The following is a 22,578-nucleotide window of genomic DNA, read 5'->3' as shown; positions in this document are numbered from 1 at the left end:
AGTAATAAATTTACTTTTTTAACTTTTAAACGATTTGGAAATTTAATTTGCTGATTTACCAGAGTAAAATTATATTAATTGTTAACCAATGAAAAACAAAAAGCAACATATCGTTTACATAAAAAATAAGACTCAAAATATCAGTTATTTAACTGCTAAGCGGCGCCGAACCGATATTGATGATTTGTCGACCCCCATCACAAAAAGGTCGAAACTACGCGCGCTAAAAGCCAGATAAAAAATAAATGTTAAAACCCGGCAATAATAAATAAATTTCTTTGATCCAGATCAAAATTCATATTTCAGAAAATCGCATCATATTTACATAGCGTTAAAATCAGTGTCCGACACTCCGTTAGCAGATTAACCTGAACCCGTGCATCGCGATTTATTCATACACTTAAGAATAAAAAAGAAAGTCATTCGTAAAAGTCCGGGGCGCACATCGTCTTCTTCTTAACTTGCAGATAAAACACTATGAAAACACTCTCAGCTGTAACTGAACCGCCAAAAGCCTCACCTGCGGCGGCCAGAAAGAAAGCGCTTATGCTTGCCTTACCGGTGATGGTGGCCGTGCTGCTGTTACTGGTACCCACGCCCGCCGGGCTTGAACCCTACGCCTGGCACTTCTTCGCCATCTTCGTCGGGGTCATCGTCGGACTGATCTTCGAACCGCTGCCGGGTGCGGTGATTGGCCTGACCGGGGTCGTCGTCATCGCCCTCTTTAGTCAGTTCCTGCTTTTCAGTCCGGCAGAGCTGGCCAACCCAAAATTCAAAGCCGCCAGCGAATCCTTTAAGTGGGCGGTGAGCGGTTTCGGTAACTCTACCGTCTGGCTGATCTTCGGCGCCTTTATGTTCGCCGCGGGTTATGACAAAACGCAGTTTGGTCGTCGCCTGGCCCTGATTCTGGTGAAGTATCTGGGGCGCCGCAGCCTGACGCTGGGCTACGCCATTACCTTCGCTGACCTGCTTCTGGCACCCTTTACCCCGTCAAACACTGCGCGCAGTGGTGGCACCATCTACCCAATCATCGCCAACCTGCCGCCGCTATATGGCTCTAAGCCTAACGATCCGAGCGCCCGTAAAATCGGTTCGTATCTGATGTGGGTGGCGATTACCGCCGCCTGTATCACCAGCTCTATGTTCCTCTCTGCGCTGGCCCCGAATCTGCTGGCGCTGGCGCTGGTGAAAAGCATCATCGGTTTTGATATCTCATGGGGCATGTGGTTCCTGGCTTTCCTGCCACTGGGCCTGCTGCTGATTCTGGCCATGCCGCTGCTGGCGTACTGGTTCTATCCGCCTGAAGTCAAAATCAACGATGAAGTCCCAAAATGGGCTATCGCCGAACTGGAAAAGCTGGGCCGTCTGACCCGCAATGAGATCCTACTGCTGGTGTTTGTGGTCTGTGCGCTGCTGATGTGGATTTTCGCCACCGCCTGGATTGAACCGGCGCTGGCAGCCCTGCTGGTTGTGGTGCTGATGCTGTGGACCGGTGTGCTGAACTGGAACGATATCACCAGTAATAAACCGGCCTGGAACACCTTCGCCTGGTTCGCCACCCTGGTAGCCCTGGCCGATGGCTTAGCCCGCGTCGGGTTCATCACCTGGTTAGGCAAAGAGGGCGGTATGCTACTGCAGGGTTACGATCCGCAGGTTTCAGCCGTCGTCCTGTTGATTGCCTTCTTCCTGCTGCACTACCTGTTCGCCAGTACCACCGCGCACACCACTGCGCTGTTACCGGCCATGCTTACCATCGCCGCCTCTATCCCGGGTATTAACATGCCGGTCTTCTGCCTGATGTTATGTACCTCTCTGGGTGTGATGGGCATCATCACCCCTTACGGTACTGGCCCAAGTCCGATTTACTACGGCAGCGGCTATCTGCCTACTAAAGACTACTGGCGTCTGGGAACGATCTTCGGGGCTATCTTCCTGGTTTCCATGATGCTGATTGCCTATCCGTGGATGGTGTGGATGTTCTGACGGATACCAAATGCAGATCAACGCGTTATAAGATACCATTCCATCACTTCCCCGTCGTACCCATGGCGGGGAAGCATAATAAACAATACATTCGCCTATGATGTTGTCCCCCCGCCGCCTGCACGCAGGGGTTCAGCCAGTCAGTAAGTGAGAAAAAATGTCGAACAAACCTTTTGTCTATCAGAACCCCTTCCCGCTGTCCCACGACGAAACCGAATACTATCTGCTGAGTCGCGAACATGTCTCTGTCGCTGAATTTGAGGGTCAGGAGATCCTGAAAGTCGCGCCACAGGCACTGACCTTACTCGCTCAGCAGGCGTTCCATGATGCCTCTTTCATGCTGCGCCCGGCCCACCAGCAGCAGGTTGCTTCTATCCTTGACGACCCGGAAGCCAGCGACAATGACAAATATGTCGCTCTGCAATTTCTGAGAAACTCAGAAATTGCCGCTAAAGGCGTGCTGCCGACCTGTCAGGATACCGGCACCGCAATTATCATGGGCAAAAAAGGTCAGCGCGTCTGGACCGGTGGCGGGGATGAAGCTGCGCTGTCACAAGGTATCTACAACACCTACATCGAAGAGAATCTGCGTTACTCGCAGAACGCTGCGCTTGATATGTATAAAGAGGTGAATACCGGCACTAACCTGCCTGCGCAGATTGACCTCTATAGCGTGGATGGCGATGAGTACAAATTCCTCTGCATCGCCAAAGGGGGCGGCTCCGCCAACAAAACCTATCTTTACCAGGAAACCAAAGCATTGCTCAGCCCGGGCAAGCTGAAGAATTACCTGGTGGATAAGATGCGGACCCTCGGCACCGCCGCCTGCCCGCCTTACCATATCGCGTTTGTCATTGGCGGCACCTCGGCAGAGAGCACGCTGAAAACGGTTAAACTCGCCTCGACGCACTATTACGACGGTCTGCCTGCCGAAGGCAACGAGCACGGTCAGGCATTCCGGGACGTTCAGCTGGAGCAGGAACTGCTGGAAGCGGCGCAGCAGCTCGGTCTGGGCGCGCAGTTTGGCGGTAAATATTTCGCACACGATATTCGCGTCGTCCGTCTGCCGCGTCATGGTGCTTCCTGCCCGGTGGGTATGGGTGTTTCCTGCTCGGCTGACCGTAACATCAAAGCGAAAATCAACCGTGAAGGCATCTGGATTGAGAAGCTGGAATCCAATCCGGGTCGTCTGATCCCGGAGGCACTGCGTCAGCAGGGCGAAGGCGAGGTGTTGCAGGTTAATCTCAATCGTCCGATGGAGGAAATTCTGGCGCAGCTCTCCGCCTATCCGGTTTCTACCCGTCTTTCCCTGACCGGCACCATTATCGTGGCGCGTGATATCGCCCATGCCAAACTCAAAGAGCGCATCGACAACGGCGAAGGTTTACCGCAGTACATCAAGGATCACCCGGTCTATTACGCCGGTCCGGCTAAGACACCTGAAGGCTATGCCTCCGGTTCACTCGGCCCGACGACGGCAGGACGCATGGACTCCTACGTTGATCTGCTGCAGGCTCACGGCGGCAGCAAGATCATGCTCGCGAAAGGCAACCGCAGCCAGCAGGTGACGGAGGCCTGTCAGAAACATGGCGGCTTTTACCTGGGCAGCATCGGCGGTCCGGCCGCGGTGCTGGCGCAGCAGAGCATCAAGAGCCTGGAGTGTGTGGAGTATCCTGAGCTGGGCATGGAAGCGATCTGGAAAATTGAGGTGGAGAACTTCCCTGCCTTTATCCTGGTCGATGACAAAGGCAATGACTTCTTCCAGCACATCGAACGCGCGCACTGCGCCAGATGCGTGAAGTAACGCTGACGTTCAGACAGAAAAAAAGCCCCGCTTTCGGGGCTTTTTTATGGAAACCCTCTGGCCGGTGAGCGGCAAGTGAGTGCATCTCCGGTTGCCAGACTCACGCCGTTCTGGTTTCTCTCTTTTAGCCGCGCGGCAACCGCTGCAACGCCGCGTCGATCTGCACATCACCTTTTGTCAGCTCAATGATCTGATACCTGATTGCCGGATGTTCAATTATCCCGACCAGCGTCGCCGCCACATCTTCACGCGAAATCTCGCCATAGGGAATCGCCAGATCGGCATGAACCCGTCCCGTACCGGCGTCATCGGTCAGCGTTCCCGGCCGCAGGATCACCCACTCCAGGCTGCTCGCCACCAGCGCCGCGTCCGCCAGACGCTTCACCCGCATATAGTTTTCAAAACCTTCTGACGGCGTTTTACCGCGACCCGCATCAGGAAACGCGGAAACCAGTATAAAACGGGAGACGCCCGCCTGGGTGGCGGCGGCTACTGCCAGCTTCAGCCCCTCACCGTCGATGGCATTGGTGAGTGCAATCCCCGCGCCGCCTGCCCCAGCCGTAAAGACGGCGACCTCGTGCCCGGTCATCATTTCGGCCAGCGCGGCGACGTCCAGCTGCTGAATATCGCCTGCCACCGGCTTCGCGCCCGCCGCCTGCAGTATTTCAGCCTGTTCCGGTTTGCGATGCAGCGCCGTGACCGCATGGTTACGACGGCTTAGCAGACGGGTAAGCTGTTGGCCGACTTTACCCGCCGCGCCGATGATGAAACACGTTGCCATTGGATCCTCCCTTTTTGATGTCGTGCCTGATTATAGGCTCTGCCGGAAACAAAACAGGCGCCGATGTCGGCGCCTGCAGGGATTATTCCGGGATCACTTTTTCTGCTTTCAGCTTGTCGAACAGTTGAGTGAAGGCGTCGAGTGTACTGCGGTAGCCGGTAAAGCCCGCCTTGCGGCTCTTGCTCATATCGGTGAAGGCTTCCATCGGACGCCCCAGGTCAGCGTCGGTGTGCCACCATGAGGCCAGCTTAGTGATATCGGCCTCACGCAACTGATGCTGCTCTGCAATTGCTTTCCACGCGGCAGGAGCCTCATCCATCCGGTTTTCCAGCGGCATCATCTGTGCCGGAAAATCTGCGGCTTCAATACCGAAGTATTCAGCCAGCTTTGGCCACATCCAGTTCCAGCGGAATACATCGCCGTTAACGGCGTTGAAATCCTGATTGGCGGCATCTGGTGAGGTAGCCGCCCAGTGCAGCTGTTCAGCCAGCAGACCAGCATCAGTCATATCTGCCACGCCGTTCCACTGCTCCGGCGAACCCGGGAAGATAAAAGGCCAGCCCTTCTCTTTACACAGCGTCGCGTAGACCGCCAGCGTCTGGCCCATGTTCATCGCGTTGCCGACGGCGTAGCCGATGATGGTGTGAGGGCGATGCACGCTCCAGCGATAATCATATTTCTCTGCGCCGGCAAACAGCTCATCTTCCTGAGCGTAGTAGAAGTTATCGACCGGCTGACGGCCCTGCTCTTCGCGGAATGGCGTAACCGGTACGGCCCCTTTACCGTAAGCTTCGAATGGCCCCAAGTAGTGCTTCAGCCCGGTCACCAGTGCGACATGCGAACCTTTAAGACGATCGCCCAGTGCTTCAATTACGTTGCGAACCATTCCACCGTTGACGCGGATATTCTCTTTTTCGGTTTCCTGACGTGCCCAGACGCTGAAGAAAAGTGCATCCGGTTTCTCCGATTTCAGGACTTCACGCACGGCGTCAGCGTCTGTCAGATCGGCGGTCAGGCTGGTTACGCCCGCAGGCACCGCACCGCGTCCGCGGGACAGGCCACTGACTTCCCAGCCTTCCTGCTGAAGTTTTTCTGCCAGTGCGCGACCAATAACGCCGCTGATGCCCACAATCAAAGCGTGCTTTTTCATTTGATTTCTCCTCGTTTTGCGTAATTCTAAGCCTAATAGAGAATACAGTTCTTATCTCTGGCATTTATTCACAGCATTCTTAACCTGAGTTCATTAATCGATGCATGACCACCGCCTGAAAGATATTCTGCCGTTTGTTGCCAGTGTCGAATGTGGCAGTTTCACTGCTGCCGCCCAGCGCCTGCATGTCACCGGCTCGGCCATCAGTAAAAGCGTCAGCCGCCTTGAGTCGCGCCTGGGCTCAAGGCTGCTGGAGCGAACCACCCGCAGCCTGAGCCTGACCGATGCAGGCAGCGCCTACTATCAGACCTGTCTGCGTATTCTGGAGGATCTGGCTGAAGCGGAAGCGGTGCTGGCGGCGCAGCGCACTATTCCATCCGGCCGTCTGAAACTGGCCGTGCCAACGACCTATGGCCGTCTTAACGTCATGCCGCTGCTTATGCCCTTTTGCCAGCAGCATCCGGAACTGGCGATAAGCCTGAGTCTGTCGGACCGGTTTGTTGACCTGTTTGAAGAGGGTGTGGATGTGGCGGTGCGGATCGGCGGCGCACCGGACCTGCCTGCGTCGCTGGGCTGGCGTAATATGGGCCGTGAGCAGATGCAATTCTGCGCCTCTCCCGCTTATCTGGATCGCGAGGGACGCCCGGAAAGTGAAACGGAGCTACTGAAACATCCCGCCATCCTTTATGAGCGGGTCGATGGCACTACCAAGCCCTGGCTGTTTACGACCGAAGATGGACAGCCGCACTGGCGTGAGGTGCCCTACCGGCTGGCGCTGGGCGATGTGGATGCCCAGCTGCAGGCTGTTCTGGCGGGGCTGGGGATAGCGCAGATGCCCTCCTGGCTGATTCAGCGCGCCGTAGAGGCAGGCGAACTGGAGATTATTATGCCGCACCTCCAGCCTGACGGGCTGACGCTGAGCGTAGTGTGGCCGCGCCGCAAACAGTTTCTGCCTAAAGTGGATGCGCTGTTGTCAGCGCTGAACGAACTCAGCATCCGCTGACCCTTTATGATGTGGTTTTATTCATCACTTATTTAGATGTGATGAACAGCAGAGCTTTTGCCCTGGATAAAATAGCCTGAGACGCCTGTTGATCACTCGTAATGGTCATCACCAGAGCGGCCAGCTACTCAAATAACAGGGCGGTTCAGGTCAGAGGCACGTCTCCCGAACAGTGAGACATGCACCCGGGAAAATGCCTGTCCAGGGCGCTAAATGGAATGTGATTTTGACGACAGAAATTAACGCTCTCTGCGGATTGATCCCGGTCAATTCGAACCTTCGGCCCTTGCAGTACGAATGTAACGTTAAGCGATGACTGTAATGACTTGCTATTCACCCGCTAGTGCTGGATCGCAGCGCAACATCATCAGGCATCATTGCCCAGCCTCTTCTCTCTCAGACATAGCCCATCATTTTCAGCAGCGACTGCACCTGATTCATCGCTTCGCTGCGATGGGTGACGCCCAGCTTCTGATAGAGGTTGCGGATATGGGTCTTGATCGTCGTGGAGGCTACCGCCAGCTCGCCGGCAATCTGATCGTTGCTGTAACCCGAATAGATCAGTCCCAGCACCTGCCACTCACGCTGCGTCAGCGGACTGGTGCGGATGAGCTCCGGCACATCAGGGTGGTTGAGTAACCGGCTGACAAAGCCCTCATCAAAGTGGGCAAACTTGTGGCGGTGATATTTATTGATCTCCAGCAGGATGCGCCGGGCGCGATGGCTATCCAGCTCGTTCAGAGTATTGAGCTGAATCAGCTGCCGTAGCTGCTGCGCCATCATCTCCCCTTCGATCACGAAATGGCTGATGAAGCCAGTGCTGCGCGCCAGCTTCAGCGCCTCAATCAGGACACGCTGCGCCTCGGCTTTGCGGTCAGTCTGCCAGTAAATCTGATTCAGCAGCAGCAGATTGCGGTTCAGATCGCTCATCAGGCGCAGCGCCCGGGCGTTCTCATTCAGCTCCTCCAGTACCACTTCCGCCTGACTGACATCCCCCAGAAGCACCTGGGCGCGGGCGATGTTACGCCACTGCCCTTGCAGGAAATGGTTGTTGGCAAAGGCGGGTTTGGGCGTCTGCCGCATCCAGTCACGGGCGTTCTGGCTGTCACCCGTCATCTGCCAGTAGATCACCCGCACTTTATCCGCATTAGCAATCCAGTCGCTGTGCCAGTTGCCATTGTTCAGCAGATTCTCCAGCCGGTTCAGGTAGCTGCGGGCGTTATCCAGATTACCCCGCGCCAGCGAGCACTGTACCAGCAGCCCCAGACACTGAATCTGCTGTTGCGGCTGGAAACCGTTAAGCACTTTGATCCCCTCCCGCGCCGCCTGCTCCGCCTCCTCCAGCCGTCCCCACGCCCACAATAGCTGAGCGCGAATACGCAACAGAAACTCATGCAGCGGGAATTGCCCCAGATGCTGCTCTTCGACCAGCACAAAAGCACGGCTCTGAATCTCATAGGCAGCCTGCAGGAAGCCCTGAGCGAACAGAATCTCGCTCTGCTGAATCAGGCTCCAGAGCGCGTAGTGCCACACTTCATCGCGGCGCGCCATCTGTTCGGTCTGGCGCATCAGCTTCAGGGAATCATCCAGTTCACCTTTACAGTGCATCACTTCGCCATGCACCGAAGTCGCTACGATGCGGCTGTAGTGACGGCTGGCGGGCAGCGTATCCAGGGCCACTTTGGCCAGACGCTCGGCCTCTTCCGTATTACCGTCGTTGATCGCCACCTGGGCGCGCAACGCATTAAACTCACCACGCAGGGCCACATCAATTTCGCAACGGCTCGCCTGTTCGAATCGCGCCAGCAGGCTGTCGACTTCAGAGAAGCGATGCTGACTCTGCATCAGCCACGCCTGCAACAGTACCAGCATCGGGTTCTCCAGCAGCATCTCCCACGGCAGGGCTTTCAGGGAGTTCTCCAGCAGCGGCAGTTCGCTCTGATTAAACAGCGTCCAGGCATGTTTCAGCAGCACATCCCGCAGCATAGAGGCATCACCGGAGGCGAGCGCATGGTGGATCGCCTCGCCCGGAAAACCCTGCGCCATCCAGCTCTCTGCTGCGGCACGATGCAGCGCGGGCAGCTCCGCCGTCAGCTCCCACTGACAGCGCTGACGCAGGAAGTTGCCGAACAGAGGATGGTAGCTGAACCAGCAGCCGGAATCGTCCATGCGCTGCAGAAACAGCCCCTGGCGCTCGATCTCCTCCAGCCGCATCTGCCCGTTCTCTTCGCCGGTCACGCAGGCGATCAGCTCATCGTTCATTGAGCGCAGCAGCGCGGTTTTCAGTAAGAAATGGCGAGTTGGCAGATCCACATTGTCCAGTACCTCCTCCACCAGATAGTCGGCCAGATGACTGGCGTTGATGCCGGAGAGACGCCGGGCAGAGTGCTGGGCTGAACTGGCCCCCTGTCGCGCTGACAGTACGATCAGCTGCAATGCCGTGGCCCAGCCCGCCACATCATCGCACAGCCGGCCACTCTCTTCGCTTTCCAGCGGCGCCGCGAGCCGGCAGTCAAAAAACTGCTGCGCCTCCTGATGGGTAAAGGCCAGCTGCTGGCTGCCCAGCTCGATCAACTGCTCACGCACGCGCAGGTTGGCAATCCCCAGTTGCGGCAGATTACGTGACATCAGGATCAGAGTCAGATTGTCAGGCTGATGGCGCAGGAAGAAGCGCATCGCGTCATGGATTACCGGATTGGTGATCAGATGGTAGTCATCGACAATCAGCCACAGCGGCTGCTGCCACTCCACCAGTTCGATAAAAAGCTGAGAAAACAGGGCGTTGAGATTAACATACTGCCGCTTCTGCGCCAGCAGCTCACTGCGCGGACAGCCGCCGTGGGTAGCCTGCTGCAGCGCAGCAATCAGGTAGTCGGCAAAGCGCTCCGGCTGATTATCGCCCTCATCTAAAGAAACCCAGCCCAGATCGCTTTTTCCCGCCGCCCACTGTGACACCAGGGTGGTCTTGCCGTAGCCTGCCGGACTGGTGACCAGCACCAGCCGGTAGTTTCCGGCCGCAGTGAGTTTTTGCAGCAATCTCTCACGAATCACGGTGCTTTCAAGACGCACCGGACGGCTGAGTTTGGCGGGTATTAACATGGGCGCGCGTGTCTCCATTTGTCGAGCGCATCATTATTTTACGCTTCGTAATTATTCCTTACACAGGTTCAGCATTTCGTCTTATGAATGCAAGCAAACCCATAATTTAAACTTTACAAAAGCGTCCCTTATCACACTCCTCAAACGATTTAGGAAAAGCCTCATCCTCTCCACCCTCCCCATCCTCCTGCGCTTATTCTCTGCAGGAGGAGGAAGCGCGTTTTTCAGCCGGGCAAACTGTCACCACACTGACCTTTTTCCGTTATTAAGGATGTCTGCAATGACACAGCCCGATTTTAATCCGACTCAGTTTCATGCTGCCCTGACCCGCCAGTGGCAGCGCTTTGGTCTGCGCGATGCGCAGGAGATGACCCCGGCACAGTGGTGGCAGGCACTCAGCGGGGCGCTCGCCGATATGCTGGCGGCCCGGCCGGTTCACACTCCCCCATCCACGCTGCGCCATGTGAACTATCTGTCGATGGAGTTTTTGATTGGCCGTCTGACCGGCAATAACCTGCTGAATCTGGGCTGGTATGATGCGGTCAATGAGGCGCTTTCCACCTGGAACATTTCACTGAGCGACGTACTGGAAAATGAGACCGATCCGGCACTGGGCAACGGCGGTCTGGGCCGACTGGCGGCCTGCTTTCTCGACTCGATGGCGAATGTGGGCCAGCCAGCAACCGGCTATGGCCTGAACTATCAGTACGGGCTGTTCCGTCAGCACTTCGAAGCGGGCGCGCAGATCGAGGCGCCGGATGAGTGGCAGCGTGACAGCTACCCCTGGTTTAACCACAATGCCGCGCTGAATGTGCGGGTCGGGCTGGGCGGCAAAGTCGTGACTCAGGCGGGCCAGACGCAGTGGCAGCCGGCGTTTGAACTGGTGGGCGAAGCCTGGGACCTGCCGGTTGTCGGGTATCAGAATGGCCTCAGCCAGCCGCTGCGCCTGTGGCAGGCGAAACATGCGCAGCCCTTTAACCTCGGCCGCTTCAATGACGGTGACTTTCTGCGGGCGGAGCAACAGGGCATTGATGCGGAAAAACTCACTAAGGTGCTCTATCCCAATGACAACCATCAGAACGGTAAGAAACTGCGGCTGATGCAGCAATATTTTCAGTGTGCCTGTGCGCTGGCTGACATCCTGCGCCGCCATCATCAGGCCGGGCGCAGCATCGAATCCCTGCCCGATCATGAAGTGATTCAGCTGAATGATACTCATCCGACGCTGGCCATCCCCGAGCTGATGCGTCTGCTGCTGGACGAGCATCAGCTGAGCTGGGATCGCGCATGGCAGATCACCCAGCAGACCTTTGCCTACACCAATCACACGCTGATGCCTGAAGCGCTGGAGTGCTGGGATGTGCGGCTGGTGCGCAGCCTGCTGCCGCGCCATATCATGATTATTAATACGCTCAATGCGCAGCTGAAAACCACCGTGCTGGCGCGCTGGCCGGATGATGAGACGAAATGGGCAAAACTGGCGCTGGTCCACAACAACCAGCTGCGGATGGCTAACCTTTGCGTCACCAGCGGCTTCGCGGTCAACGGCGTGGCGGCGCTGCATTCAAAGCTGGTGGTGCAGGATCTCTTTCCGGAATATCACCAGCTGTGGCCGGAGAAATTTCATAACGTTACCAACGGTATTACCCCGCGCCGCTGGATTAATCAGTGTAACCCGGCGCTGAGTGCGCTGATCACCCGCACGTTGCAAAAGCCCTGGCTCAGCGATCTGACGGCGCTACAGGGACTGGAAGCCCTTGCGGACGACGCCGCCTTCCGCGCCGAATACCGCGCTATCAAGCAGCAGAATAAAGCGACGCTGGTGGAGTGGGTTAAACAACGCACCGGCATCGTAATCGACCCTGCCGCGCTGTTTGATGTGCAGATCAAACGCCTGCATGAATACAAACGTCAGCATCTGAGCCTGCTGCACATCATCGCGCTCTGGCAGACGCTGGTGACCGATCCACAGGCTAATCGCGTGCCGCGTGTGGTGCTGTTTGGTGCCAAAGCCGCGCCGGGTTATGCCCTGGCGAAAAATATCATCTATGCCATCAACAAAGTGGCAGAGGTGATCAATCAGGATCCGCGCACAAACGACCGCTTAAAAGTGGTGTTCATTCCCGACTACAACGTCTCCGTCGCTGAGCGGCTGATTCCGGCCGCCGATCTCTCCGAGCAGATCTCCACCGCCGGAAAAGAGGCCTCCGGCACCGGCAATATGAAGCTGGCGCTGAACGGCGCACTGACCATCGGCACACTCGATGGCGCGAACGTCGAAATTGCCGAGCAGGTGGGCAGTGAAAACATCTTCATCTTTGGCCATACCGTAGAGCAGGTGGTGGCGCTGAAAGAGAGCGGCTACGACCCGGCGCAGTGGCGCAGCAAAGACAAGCAGCTTAATCAGGTGCTGCAGGCGCTGGAAGATGGCACCTTCAGCCAGGGCGACCTCAGCGCCTTTGACGCGATGCTGCACAGTCTCGGTCCGGAGGGCGGCGATCCCTATCTGGTGCTGGCTGACTTCCAGCCCTATCTGGCCGCCCAAGCGCAGGTTGAGGCGCTGTGGAGCGAACCGGACGCCTGGACGCGCGCGACCATCCTCAATACTGCCCGCTGTGGCATGTTCAGCTCCGATCGCGCCATCCGCGATTATCAGCAGCGCATCTGGCAGGCAAAACGCTAAGGAACGCTATGAAGACAGATTCTATGCTGGATGCTTTCTCACGGGCGGGTATCGCCGCTGAGTATGTTAATGCGCACGGCAAGCCTCAGGCGATCCCGGCCCAAACCCGCCAGCGTCTGCTGGCGGTGATGCAGCCACCAGGCCAGCCCGGCACGCCGCTGCCGCCGGTAGTGATTTTTCGCAGCGGCGATTCACTGAACCTGTCGCCTCAGTTACAGGGGGATGCCCACTGGCATCTCACCTGCGAGGCGGGCGGGATCAGTTCCGGGCGCTGCCAGCCCGGGCAGCCTCTGCATCTGCCGCCGCTGCCCGAAGGCTATCATCAGCTGACGCTGCAGCAGGACGCGCAGCAGTGGTCATGCCGGATCATCATCGCCCCGGCCCGCTGCTATGAACCCCCCGCGCTGCTGGCAGGCGAATCACTATGGGGTGCCTGCGTCCAGCTCTACACGCTGCGTTCTGCGGAGAACTGGGGCATCGGCGATTTTGGCGACCTGCGCCGGATGCTGCCGGAGGTCGCTGCGCGTGGCGGCGCCTTTATCGGCCTGAATCCGATTCATGCGCTGTTTCCCTCCAGCCCGGAGAGTGCCAGCCCTTACAGCCCCTCTTCCCGCCGCTGGCTTAACGTTCTCTATATCGATGTGAACGCCGTGACAGACTTCCGCCAGAGCCCCGCCGCACAGGCCTGGTGGGCGCAACCGGACACGCAGCAGGCGCTGGCAGAGGCACGTGCTGCGGCGTGGGTCGATTATGCCGCAGTCACCCGGCTGAAGCTGGCTGCGTTGCGTCTGGCGTGGCCGCAGTTCACTCAGCGTGCTGCAACCGACCCCGATGTGCAGGCGTTTAACACGTTCATCCGCGACGGGGGCGAAAGCCTGCAACATCAGGCGCTGTTTGATGCACTGCATGCCGACCAGATGGCGCAGGACAGCCAGCGCTGGGGTTGGCCGGTCTGGCCGGAAGCGTTGCAGAGGCCGGGCAGTCCGGCAGTGCAGCAATTTCAACGGGAGCATGAGGATGAGGTTCGTTTCTGGCTCTGGTTACAGTGGCTGGCAGCGCAACAATTCGCTGACTGCTGGCACGACTGCCAGCAGCAGCAGATGATACCCGGACTCTATCGTGACCTGGCTGTCGGCGTGGCACGCGGTGGTGCAGAAACCTGGAGCGAACGCGATCTCTACTGCCTGGAAGCCAGCATCGGCGCACCGCCCGATATCCTCGGTCCGCGTGGCCAGGATTGGGGGTTGCCGCCGATGGATCCGCAGGTGATGCGCCAGCGCGCCTGGGAGCCGTGGATCGCCCTGCTGCGCGCCAACATGCGTCACTGCGGCGCGCTGCGCATTGACCATGTGATGGCGCTGATGCGGCTATGGTGGATCCCGGCCGGTGAAAGCGCGATGCACGGTGCCTACGTACACTATCCCATTGACGACCTGCTGGCGATTCTGGCGCTGGAAAGTCAGCGTCATCGCTGCATGGTCATTGGCGAAGACCTCGGCACCGTGCCGGAGGCGATTGTCGATAAGCTGCGCGATGGCGGAGTTTACTCTTACAAAGTGCTCTGGTTTGAACAGAGCAGCGACGCGGGCTTCCGCGCGCCCGCGAACTGGCCGCGACAGGCGATGGCCGTCGCCACCACCCACGATCTGCCCACTCTGCGCGGCTGGTGGCAGAGTGATGACCTGACCACTGGCGCACAGCTCTGTCTCTATCCGGATAAAGTCGTGCTGGCGGGGCTCTTTCAGGATCGCCTGCGGGCAAAACAGGCGTTGCTGAACAGTCTGCATCGGGTCGGCGCGCTGCCAAAACGGGCCGGACGCGATGCACGTCGTACCGGGATGAGTAAAGGGCTGAATCGGGCGATGCAGCGTTATCTGGCTGACAGCCAGAGCGCCCTGCTGGGGCTGCAACCGGAAGACTGGCTGGATATGGCCTCACCGGTCAACATTCCCGGCACCAGCGATGAATATCCGAACTGGCGGCGAAAACTGAGCGTGACGATTGAGGAGATGTTCAGCGATCCCGAAACGCATTCGCTGTTGCGGGATCTGACGACACGACGTAAGCGGTATGGCCGGCTTTAATGATGGATTGCGTGCCCGGATACCGGGCCACTTCCACCTCAGGTCTGACCTTCCGGTAATCGGCTAATCCGGGCCAGGGATGGCCCACACGGCAGTATATGTCTGGCCACCGTGCCGGCCCCTGCTTTCCCCTTAACAACATTTTCGTCAGGGCCGACGCGCGGTAACGTCCGCCTCTGTCGCCGGGATCCCTTTCCGGGCGGTGTCTCCCCGGTTTTATCCTGCCCCCCCTCACTCCACAGCCCATGCTCAGGGACTCAGACAGATCGGTTAAACCCAGACTCTTTATTATCTTTGCGGGCAAAAAAAAGGTGCGCCGGGGCGCACCAGATGGAACAACATCAATAGTATCGGGGCCGCTTCACCCCTTGCCTTTAACACTACTGATAAAGGTTCGCCGTGCGGAAGTGGAACCCACTCGCTCGGCTTCATCCAGCAGTTTCAGCGCCTTATCGATATTGCCGCTGTTGACCGCCTGTGTGATCTGCTGATTAAAGTAACGCTCGGTGTCGTGCATGATCGGTTCCGCATGCGCTTTTGCCGCAGGCGCGGCGGTGTTGCCGACGGTGACGGCGCTCGGGCCGGACGAACCAAACAGCGGGCCGACCAGGATGGATGAACCGGAACTTGTCTGCATTTTCAGCTTAATTGTCCCTTCACGGCTATGGCTGGCGATGGGATCGGGAATATCCGGTACGGCATGGCCCGTGCCCTGCGCATAGGCTTTAGCCGGGTCGAGTAAGGTCGTGGTCTGTGTCAGATCGCTGTCGGTAGTGAACACCAGCAGATAAATTTTCTGCTGCCCCAGCGCGGGGGTCAGTTTCATCACGCCTTCCAGCCGATCGGCCGCCATTACGCCCGGTTTCTGATAAGTAAAGTAACGGCTCGGGAACCAGGCTGCTGGACGCATGTTTTCGTCCAGCACCAGCACATTAGGGGCAAAGACCTGACCGTTAGCCACTTCACTGCTCAGCGTCAGGGTCAGTTCGCCAATGTTGGCAGGCAGACTATAGGCCGCCACCGGCCCGGCAATATGCGGCGCATTCAGCGTCTGTCCGCTGTTCGCCAGTTTTGTGGTCTGTGTTTGCGCGGCCGCGAGAGGCTGCCAGCTTAGCCGCTGAAGATTTTCAGGCGGGACAGCGGGCGCAGATGAAAGATCCTGTGGCACCAGATTGATTTCTGCCAGCGCGGGCAGCGCGGATCCCGTCAGTAACGCCGCACTCAGGCAGAGCGCAGCCAGTTTTTTCATTTTCATTATGCATACCTTATTGCAGGCTGCGGCGTGAGCCAGGCAATGGCACACCGCAACCAAAGTGATCCATCAGGCGCAGGGTTGCGCCTGTCAGAACAGAGGCTGGCTTACCACCAGATTTCCATCTGCGCACCGAAAGTGACTTCGTCATCTTTACCACGGCTGTTGGTCAGGATGCCGTTGCCGCTGCTGTCAGCCGAGGCGAAGGTGGTGAGATCGCCGGCGCTGTCTTTGTTGTAGCCCCACTTCTCATCCCATTTGGCGTAGGTCGCGAACAGACGCAGTGCCGGACGTGACCAGATGCTGTCACCCGCCTGCCACTGCTGCGCCAGCGTCACTTTGTACTGGCCGTTGCGCTCATTCGCCTGCTGCGACTTCACGTTGTCGTAGCCCAGCTCCAGCAGGGTGCTCATGATGGGGGTCCATTTGTACATCGGGCGTACCCCCACGGTGTACCACTGAGTACCACGGTTGTTGTCCAGATCGATGTTCTGGTACATCGCGACATACATCAGATCCCAGCGTTCGGCCAGTGAGATGGCACCATGGTCAAGTACGCGGTACATATCGCCGTTGTTGTTCAGACTGGTGCCCTGCGGCAGGCCTTTGCCCTGCGAGGTCATCGCATCGGTGGCATACTGCAGCACAAACTTGTTGTAGCCCTTCAGCATGCTCTGGGTATGTTCAGCGGTGAACATCCAGCCATCCTTCGACGCGCCATCTTCGATACGGTATCCATCCCGTGCGTTGGCCCGGCCATAGTCAACCCCCAGCTCCAGCACACCATCCGGGTTGGTTTCCAGTCCTGCCAGGCGGACATCAAACACATCATTGGCAGTGCTGGTGGCAAAATCACGGATACGATCGCTGGAGAAGGTGTAGGAGCCGCCCGCTTCAGAAGAGCGGGTCGCAGCGAAAGAGAGCTTACCAAAGCCGAGATCCACATCTTCCAGACCGGCACCGGGACCTGAGATATCCCAGTAGTAGAAGTCGATCATGTGCACGTCATGACGCTGGTAGAAGCGTTTACCGGCCCAGATGGTTGAGCCTGGCAGTGCGTCGATCAGGTTTTTACCTTTAACGTTGGCTTCACGGAAAGCGGGCGAGGTCGCTTCCCAGTCATTCTGCTGCGCCACGGAGTAGGCCACGTTGGTATCGAAATAGAAGCTCTTATCGCCCTCTTTCCACACTTCCTGACCTAATTTCAGTTCGGCATAGGTTTCGCACTCGTTGCCCAGACGGTATTTACTTTGAGCGCCGGTCGCCTGGAAACATTGCTGTTCACCACCGCTGCCGGTCCAGCCGATGCCGGAACGGGCATAGCCGGTAAAATCGACCGCCATCGTCGGGGCGGAAAGGATTCCTGCCGCGACGGCAACGGCAAGGGGAAGTTTGCGCAGAGTTAACATTTTCTATCTCCTGAGGTCATTGCTTTTATTGTTTTGGCAGGGCTATACACCCGGCTCCTGATAGAGCCTGCGACACGCACTCCCGTCCTCGCGGAACAGGTGACAACGTTCGGGCGGCAGGCCAATACCGAGGATGGTGCCCTCTTTTACCAGCACGACGTCCTCCTGGCGGTAGACCAGGTTCTGACGGATAGCGGGAATTTCGATGTGGATTTGTGTTTCATGCCCCAGCTGTTCCACCACCTGCACCTCACCCTCAAGGGTGACGTCGGCGATATCGCTGGAGAGCAGATGTTCCGGCCGGATGCCGAGCGACATATTGCTGCCCACCTGCACACCGGCACTGTCAACCGGCAGCCAGACCAGTTGCTGATTAGGCAGCCGCACCTGCACCTGGTCGATGGCGGTGGCGGTCACTTTGACCGGCAGGAAATTCATTTTGGGTGAGCCGATAAATCCGGCGACAAAGCGATTCGCGGGATAGTGATAGAGTTCAAGTGGCTTGCCGACCTGCGCGATGCGTCCGGCGTCCAGCACCACGATCTTGTCAGCCAGCGTCATCGCTTCAATCTGATCGTGGGTCACGTAGATCATGGTGCGTTTCAGGCGCTTGTGCAGGCGGGAGATCTCAATCCGCATCTGGACGCGCAGCGCCGCGTCGAGATTCGACAGCGGTTCATCCAGCAGGAAGACGCGCGGCTCGGCCACCAGCGTGCGGCCAATCGCTACGCGCTGACGCTGCCCGCCCGACAGGGCTTTGGGCCGGCGATCCAGCAGGTGTGCCAGTTGCAGGATCTCTGCCACCTGATTCACCCGTTGCTGAATCTCGGCTTTCTTTACGCCCGCCAGTTTGAGTCCAAACGACATGTTCTCCGCCACTGACAGATGCGGATAAAGTGCATAGGACTGAAACACCATGCCGATACCGCGTTCGGCAGGCGGCACCTCATTCATACGGCGGTCGCCGATTAACAGCTCGCCGCGTGTGATGGTTTCCAGTCCGGCAATCATGCGCAGCAGCGTCGATTTGCCACAGCCCGATGGGCCTACAAAAACAACAAATTCCCCTTCGCCGATAGTGAGATCGATATCTTTCGATACCACCGTATCGCCCCAGGCTTTTGTGACATTGCGTAGCACAACGCTCGCCATGATCCCTTCCCTCTTAGCTGCTCATTCGTGTCTGCTTAGCGGCAGACGGGTTCCGGGGCCTACTATGCGAGGGGAAACAATCGGTAACATCCTCCGCCGCCCGGTAATCTGCTGGGGGAGGAGACGGGAGGAGGAGAAACGCGGACGAAATCGTTACACCGTACGGCGGCACGCTTTTTTGTGATCGCCAGCGCAGACCTGCATCATTTTTTACCGCTTCAGCGCGCGCCTGGCGGGCTTTTTGCCAGCGCGATCACAGCGATCGCCTGCGGGGCGTAGAGGCGGGGAGGATGAGAAGCCCTGGCGGATGCGCACAATGATGCCGGTAGCGTATTCACCACTTCCGCAAACAGGATGGATTTATGACGATGAAAACCGGAGCAAAAATTCTGGCCCTCTCTGCCCTCTCTGCCGTGCTCTTTTCGGCAAGTGCCCTGGCAAAAATTGAGGAAGGTAAACTGGTCATCTGGATCAACGGTGACAAGGGCTACAACGGCCTGGCTGAAGTGGGCAAGAAATTTGAGCAGGAGACCGGTATCAAAGTGACGGTCGAGCATCCTGACAAGATGGAAGAGAAGTATCCGCAGGTGGCGGCGACCGGTGATGGCCCGGACATCATCTTCTGGGCACACGATCGCTTTGGCGGCTATGCGCAGTCGGGTCTGCTGGCGGAAATTACGCCGGACGCCAGCTTCCGCGAGAAGATTTTCCCCTTCACCTGGGACGCCGTGCGCTTCGACGGTAAGCTGATTGGCTATCCGATCTCGGTGGAATCGTTATCCCTGATCTATAACAAAAAACTGCTGCCGGACGCGCCAAAAACCTGGGAAGAGATAGCCGCGCTCGACAAACAGCTCCGGGCTAAGGGCAAAAGCGCCATCATGTTCAACCTGCAGGAGCCCTACTTCACCTGGCCACTGCTGGCTGCTGGCGGCGCCTACGCATTCAAGCTGAAGGATGGACACTACGATGTGAAGGATGTCGGGGTGGACAATGCCGGTGCGAAAGCGGGCATGCAATTCCTGGTCGATCAGGTCAAAGCCAAAGTGCTGAATGCTGACACCGACTATTCCATCGCCGAGGCCGCCTTTAATAAAGGCGAAACCGCCATGACGATCAACGGTCCCTGGGCCTGGGGCAACCTCGACAAGAGTGGTATCGATTATGGCGTTACGGCGCTGCCGACGCTGAAAGGTCAGCCGTCGAAAGCCTTTGTTGGCGTGCTGAGCGCCGGGATCAACGCAGCCAGCCCCAACAAAGAGCTGGCGAAAGAGTTCCTGGAAAACTATCTGCTGACCGACGCCGGACTGGATGCGGTTAACAAAGATAAACCCTTGGGTGCCGTCGCGCTGAAATCGTTCCAGCAGACGCTGGAGAAGGATTCACGCATCGCCGCCACCATGAGCAACGCCCAGCAGGGTGACATCATGCCGAACATTCCGCAGATGGCCGCTTTCTGGTACGCCATGCGCACTGCCACTCTGAACGCGCTGGGCGGTCGTCAGAGCGTCGATGCGGCGCTGAAAGATGCCCAGGCCCGCCTGAAAAAGTAACTTCCCATTTGCAGCCGGGCTCATGCCCGGCCTGAGTGACCGTTAAGGAAAACCGCATCATGTCAGGAAAACCGAAAACGCGCCGTCTGCTTAAGAGCGTTCTCATCGGGATCGGCTGTCTGCTGGTCGGCTATCTGCTGGTGCTGATGTACGCGCAGGGTGAATATCTGTTTGCGCTGCTGACGCTGATCCTCAGCGCGCTGGGCCTGTGGATTTATGCCAATCGTCGCGCCTATGCGTGGCGCTATGTCTATCCGGGTGTGGCGGGCATGGCGCTGTTTGTGCTGTTTCCGCTCGCCTGCACCATCGCCATTGCCTTTACCAACTACAGCAGCAGCAACCAGCTTACGTTCGAGCGGGCGCAGCAGGTGTTGCTGAGCCGATCCTTTCAGTCGGGCGAAGCGGTCAGTTTCTCGCTCTTTCCGGCGGGCGAACGCTGGCAGCTGGCGCTGAGTGACGGCAGTGAGCACTATCTTTCGCCGCCGTTTCAGTTCGGCACGGAGCAGACGCTGAAAATGACGCCCGCCCCGCAGCCTGCGGGTGAGCGCGCAACCCTGAGAGTCATTACCACTCACCGTCAGGCACTGAGCCAGATTCAGGCCATGCTGCCGGATGGCCGCACCTTGCGCATGAGTTCACTGCGCCAGTTCTCGGGCACCCAGCCGCTCTATCGGATCGACGCAGAGAATGAACTCATCAATCAGCAAACCGGTACGCACTACCGGGCCAATCCAGCGACGGGCTTCTACCAGGCGGTGGATGCGCAGAACAACTGGGGCAACGAAACCTTAAGCCCTGGCTTCACCGTTAACACAGGCTGGAAAAACTTTGTGCGGGTCTTCACCGACGAAGGCATACAGAAGCCGTTTCTGGCGATATTTGGCTGGACGCTCTTCTTCTCACTGATCACCGTGGTCCTGACGGTCGCCGTGGGAATGGTGCTGGCCTGTCTGGTGCAGTGGGAGGCACTCCGCGGTAAGGCGATCTATCGGGTCATGCTGATCCTGCCCTATGCCGTCCCTGCGTTTATTTCGATCCTGATTTTCAAAGGGCTGTTTAACCAGAGCTTTGGTGAGATCAACGTGATGCTCAGTGCGCTTTTTGGCGTGAAGCCCGCCTGGTTCAGCGATCCGACGCTGGCGCGCACCATGCTGATCATCGTCAATACCTGGCTGGGCTACCCCTACATGATGATCCTCTGCATGGGGCTGCTGAAGGCCATTCCAGACGATCTCTACGAAGCCTCGGCGATGGATGGCGCAGGTCCGCTGCAGAACTTCTTCCTGATTACATTGCCGCTGCTGCTGAAGCCGCTGATGCCACTGATGATCGCCAGCTTCGCCTTTAACTTTAACAACTTTGTGCTGGTGCAGCTGCTGACCAATGGCGGGCCGGATCGTCTGGGTACCACCACCCCGGCCGGGTATACCGACCTGCTGGTGAACTACACCTGGCGTATTGCCTTCGAAGGCGGCGGCGGGCAGGACTTTGGTCTGGCGGCGGCCATCGCCACCCTGATCTTCCTGCTGGTAGGGGCGCTGGCGGTGATTAACCTGAAAGCCTCGCGGATGAAGTTCGACTAAATATCTGGCCCGGCAGGCGCAATGCCGGCCAGTAAACGGGTTTGCGCTGCCAGGTGCTGACCAACAAGAGAGCCCGGGCGATCGGGCGATGAGGAGTGCTTATGGCAATGGTCCAACCTAAATCGCAACGGCTGCGTCTGCTGCTGACGCACCTGCTGTTGCTGTTGTTTATCGCAGCAATTCTGTTTCCGCTGCTGATGGTGATCGCGATTTCGCTGCGTGCCGGTAACTTCGCTACCGGCAGCCTGATACCGGAACAGATTTCCTGGGAGCACTGGCGGCTGGCGCTGGGCTTCAGCGTGGAGCATGCAGACGGGCGCGTCACGCCGCCGCCCTTTCCGGTGCTGCTCTGGTTGTGGAACTCCGTCAAGATTGCCGCCATCAGCGCGCTGGGTATTGTGGCGCTCTCCACCACCTGCGCCTACGCTTTCGCCAGGATGCGCTTTGCCGGCCGTGCCAGCCTGCTGAAAGGAATGCTGATCTTTCAGATGTTCCCGGCAGTGCTGTCGCTGGTGGCGCTCTATGCCCTGTTTGACCGCCTGGGCCAGTATCTGCCTTTTATCGGGCTGAATACACACGGTGGCGTAATCTTCGCCTATCTGGGCGGTATCGCGCTGCATGTCTGGACGATTAAGGGCTATTTCGAAACGATCGATGGATCGCTGGAAGAGGCCGCCGCGCTGGATGGTGCGACGCCGTGGCAGGCATTCCGGCTGGTGCTGCTGCCGCTGTCAGTGCCGATTCTGGCCGTAGTATTTATTCTGGCCTTTATCGCCGCGGTGACGGAGGTGCCGGTTGCCTCGCTGCTGCTGCGCGATGTCAACAGCTACACGCTGGCGGTCGGGATGCAGCAGTATCTCAATCCGCAGAACTATCTGTGGGGCGACTTTGCCGCGGCGGCTGTGCTCTCCGCGATTCCGATCACCCTGGTCTTCCTGCTGGCACAGCGCTGGCTGGTAAGTGGATTAACCGCCGGCGGGGTGAAAGGCTAAACGATCATCATTGTGCGTTGCCACTGCTTACACAACCTCTGTTGTGGTTG

At 58.0% G+C, this 22,578-nt stretch carries 14 protein-coding genes; 8 read left to right on the top strand and 6 right to left on the bottom strand.

The annotated features are described in order from the left end of the window. Positions 1 to 477 precede the first annotated feature (477 nt). A complete protein-coding gene (locus RT657_RS06880) occupies positions 478 to 1,983 on the top strand; it encodes a DASS family sodium-coupled anion symporter (protein ID WP_313653326.1) in 1,506 nt (501 codons plus the stop codon). 157 nt (positions 1,984 to 2,140) lie between these two features. After that, positions 2,141 to 3,787, top strand: coding sequence for a class I fumarate hydratase FumA (fumA, locus tag RT657_RS06875; protein WP_313653325.1), 1,647 nt, complete (start codon positions 2,141 to 2,143; stop codon positions 3,785 to 3,787). A gap of 124 nt (positions 3,788 to 3,911) precedes the next feature. Here the strand turns inward: fumA and RT657_RS06870 are convergent, their stop codons facing one another. Continuing rightward, a complete protein-coding gene (locus RT657_RS06870) occupies positions 3,912 to 4,568 on the bottom strand; it encodes an SDR family oxidoreductase (RefSeq protein WP_313653324.1) in 657 nt (218 codons plus the stop codon). An 82-nt stretch (positions 4,569 to 4,650) separates the two neighbouring features. Then, positions 4,651 to 5,718 carry an SDR family oxidoreductase gene (locus RT657_RS06865; RefSeq protein WP_313653323.1) on the bottom strand — a complete coding sequence of 356 codons (1,068 nt, stop codon included), beginning with the start codon at positions 5,716 to 5,718 and terminating at the stop codon, positions 4,651 to 4,653. Positions 5,719 to 5,818: 100 nt separating this feature from the next. Between RT657_RS06865 and RT657_RS06860 the strand changes: the two genes are divergently transcribed. Continuing rightward, complete coding sequence (locus RT657_RS06860) at positions 5,819 to 6,721, top strand: LysR family transcriptional regulator (protein ID WP_313653321.1); 903 nt, start codon at positions 5,819 to 5,821, stop codon at positions 6,719 to 6,721. A gap of 396 nt (positions 6,722 to 7,117) precedes the next feature. Here RT657_RS06860 and malT read toward each other — a convergent pair whose 3' ends face one another. Further along, a complete protein-coding gene (gene malT, locus RT657_RS06855) occupies positions 7,118 to 9,820 on the bottom strand; it encodes an HTH-type transcriptional regulator MalT (protein WP_313653320.1) in 2,703 nt (900 codons plus the stop codon). A gap of 280 nt (positions 9,821 to 10,100) precedes the next feature. Between malT and malP the strand changes: the two genes are divergently transcribed. Further along, on the top strand, positions 10,101 to 12,503 hold the full coding sequence (malP, locus tag RT657_RS06850; protein WP_313653318.1) for a maltodextrin phosphorylase: 2,403 nt from the start codon (positions 10,101 to 10,103) through the stop codon (positions 12,501 to 12,503). Positions 12,504 to 12,511: 8 nt separating this feature from the next. After that, positions 12,512 to 14,587: a 4-alpha-glucanotransferase gene (gene malQ, locus RT657_RS06845; protein ID WP_313653317.1), complete on the top strand. Its 2,076-nt coding sequence runs from the start codon at positions 12,512 to 12,514 to the stop codon at positions 14,585 to 14,587. A 361-nt stretch (positions 14,588 to 14,948) separates the two neighbouring features. On the opposite strand, the gene malM is transcribed toward malQ, so the two are convergent. From malM to malK, 3 genes are all read right to left on the bottom strand, one after another. Continuing rightward, positions 14,949 to 15,842, bottom strand: a complete 894-nt coding sequence (gene malM, locus RT657_RS06840) for a maltose operon protein MalM (RefSeq protein ID WP_313653316.1) — start codon at positions 15,840 to 15,842, stop codon at positions 14,949 to 14,951. A 104-nt stretch (positions 15,843 to 15,946) separates the two neighbouring features. Continuing rightward, a complete protein-coding gene (locus tag RT657_RS06835) occupies positions 15,947 to 17,248 on the bottom strand; it encodes a maltoporin (protein ID WP_313653315.1) in 1,302 nt (433 codons plus the stop codon). 42 nt (positions 17,249 to 17,290) lie between these two features. After that, on the bottom strand, positions 17,291 to 18,400 hold the full coding sequence (gene malK / locus RT657_RS06830) for a maltose/maltodextrin ABC transporter ATP-binding protein MalK (protein WP_313653314.1): 1,110 nt from the start codon (positions 18,398 to 18,400) through the stop codon (positions 17,291 to 17,293). Between the two features lie 362 nt (positions 18,401 to 18,762). Between malK and malE the strand changes: the two genes are divergently transcribed. The 3 genes from malE to malG all read left to right on the top strand — a co-directional run bounded on the left by malE (position 18,763) and on the right by malG (position 22,528). Then, positions 18,763 to 19,953 (top strand): maltose/maltodextrin ABC transporter substrate-binding protein MalE, encoded by a 1,191-nt coding sequence (gene malE, locus RT657_RS06825; RefSeq protein WP_313653312.1) that lies wholly within the window; start codon positions 18,763 to 18,765, stop codon positions 19,951 to 19,953. A gap of 59 nt (positions 19,954 to 20,012) precedes the next feature. Then, positions 20,013 to 21,536: a maltose ABC transporter permease MalF gene (malF, locus tag RT657_RS06820; protein ID WP_313653309.1), complete on the top strand. Its 1,524-nt coding sequence runs from the start codon at positions 20,013 to 20,015 to the stop codon at positions 21,534 to 21,536. Between the two features lie 101 nt (positions 21,537 to 21,637). Next, on the top strand, positions 21,638 to 22,528 hold the full coding sequence (gene malG / locus RT657_RS06815) for a maltose ABC transporter permease MalG (protein WP_313653308.1): 891 nt from the start codon (positions 21,638 to 21,640) through the stop codon (positions 22,526 to 22,528). The last annotated feature ends 50 nt before the right edge of the window (positions 22,529 to 22,578 follow it).

It is taken from the genome of Pantoea sp., assembly GCF_032114055.1.
Classification (GTDB): Bacteria; Pseudomonadota; Gammaproteobacteria; order Enterobacterales; family Enterobacteriaceae; genus Pantoea.
This window is presented reverse-complemented; position numbering and strand designations above follow the sequence as displayed.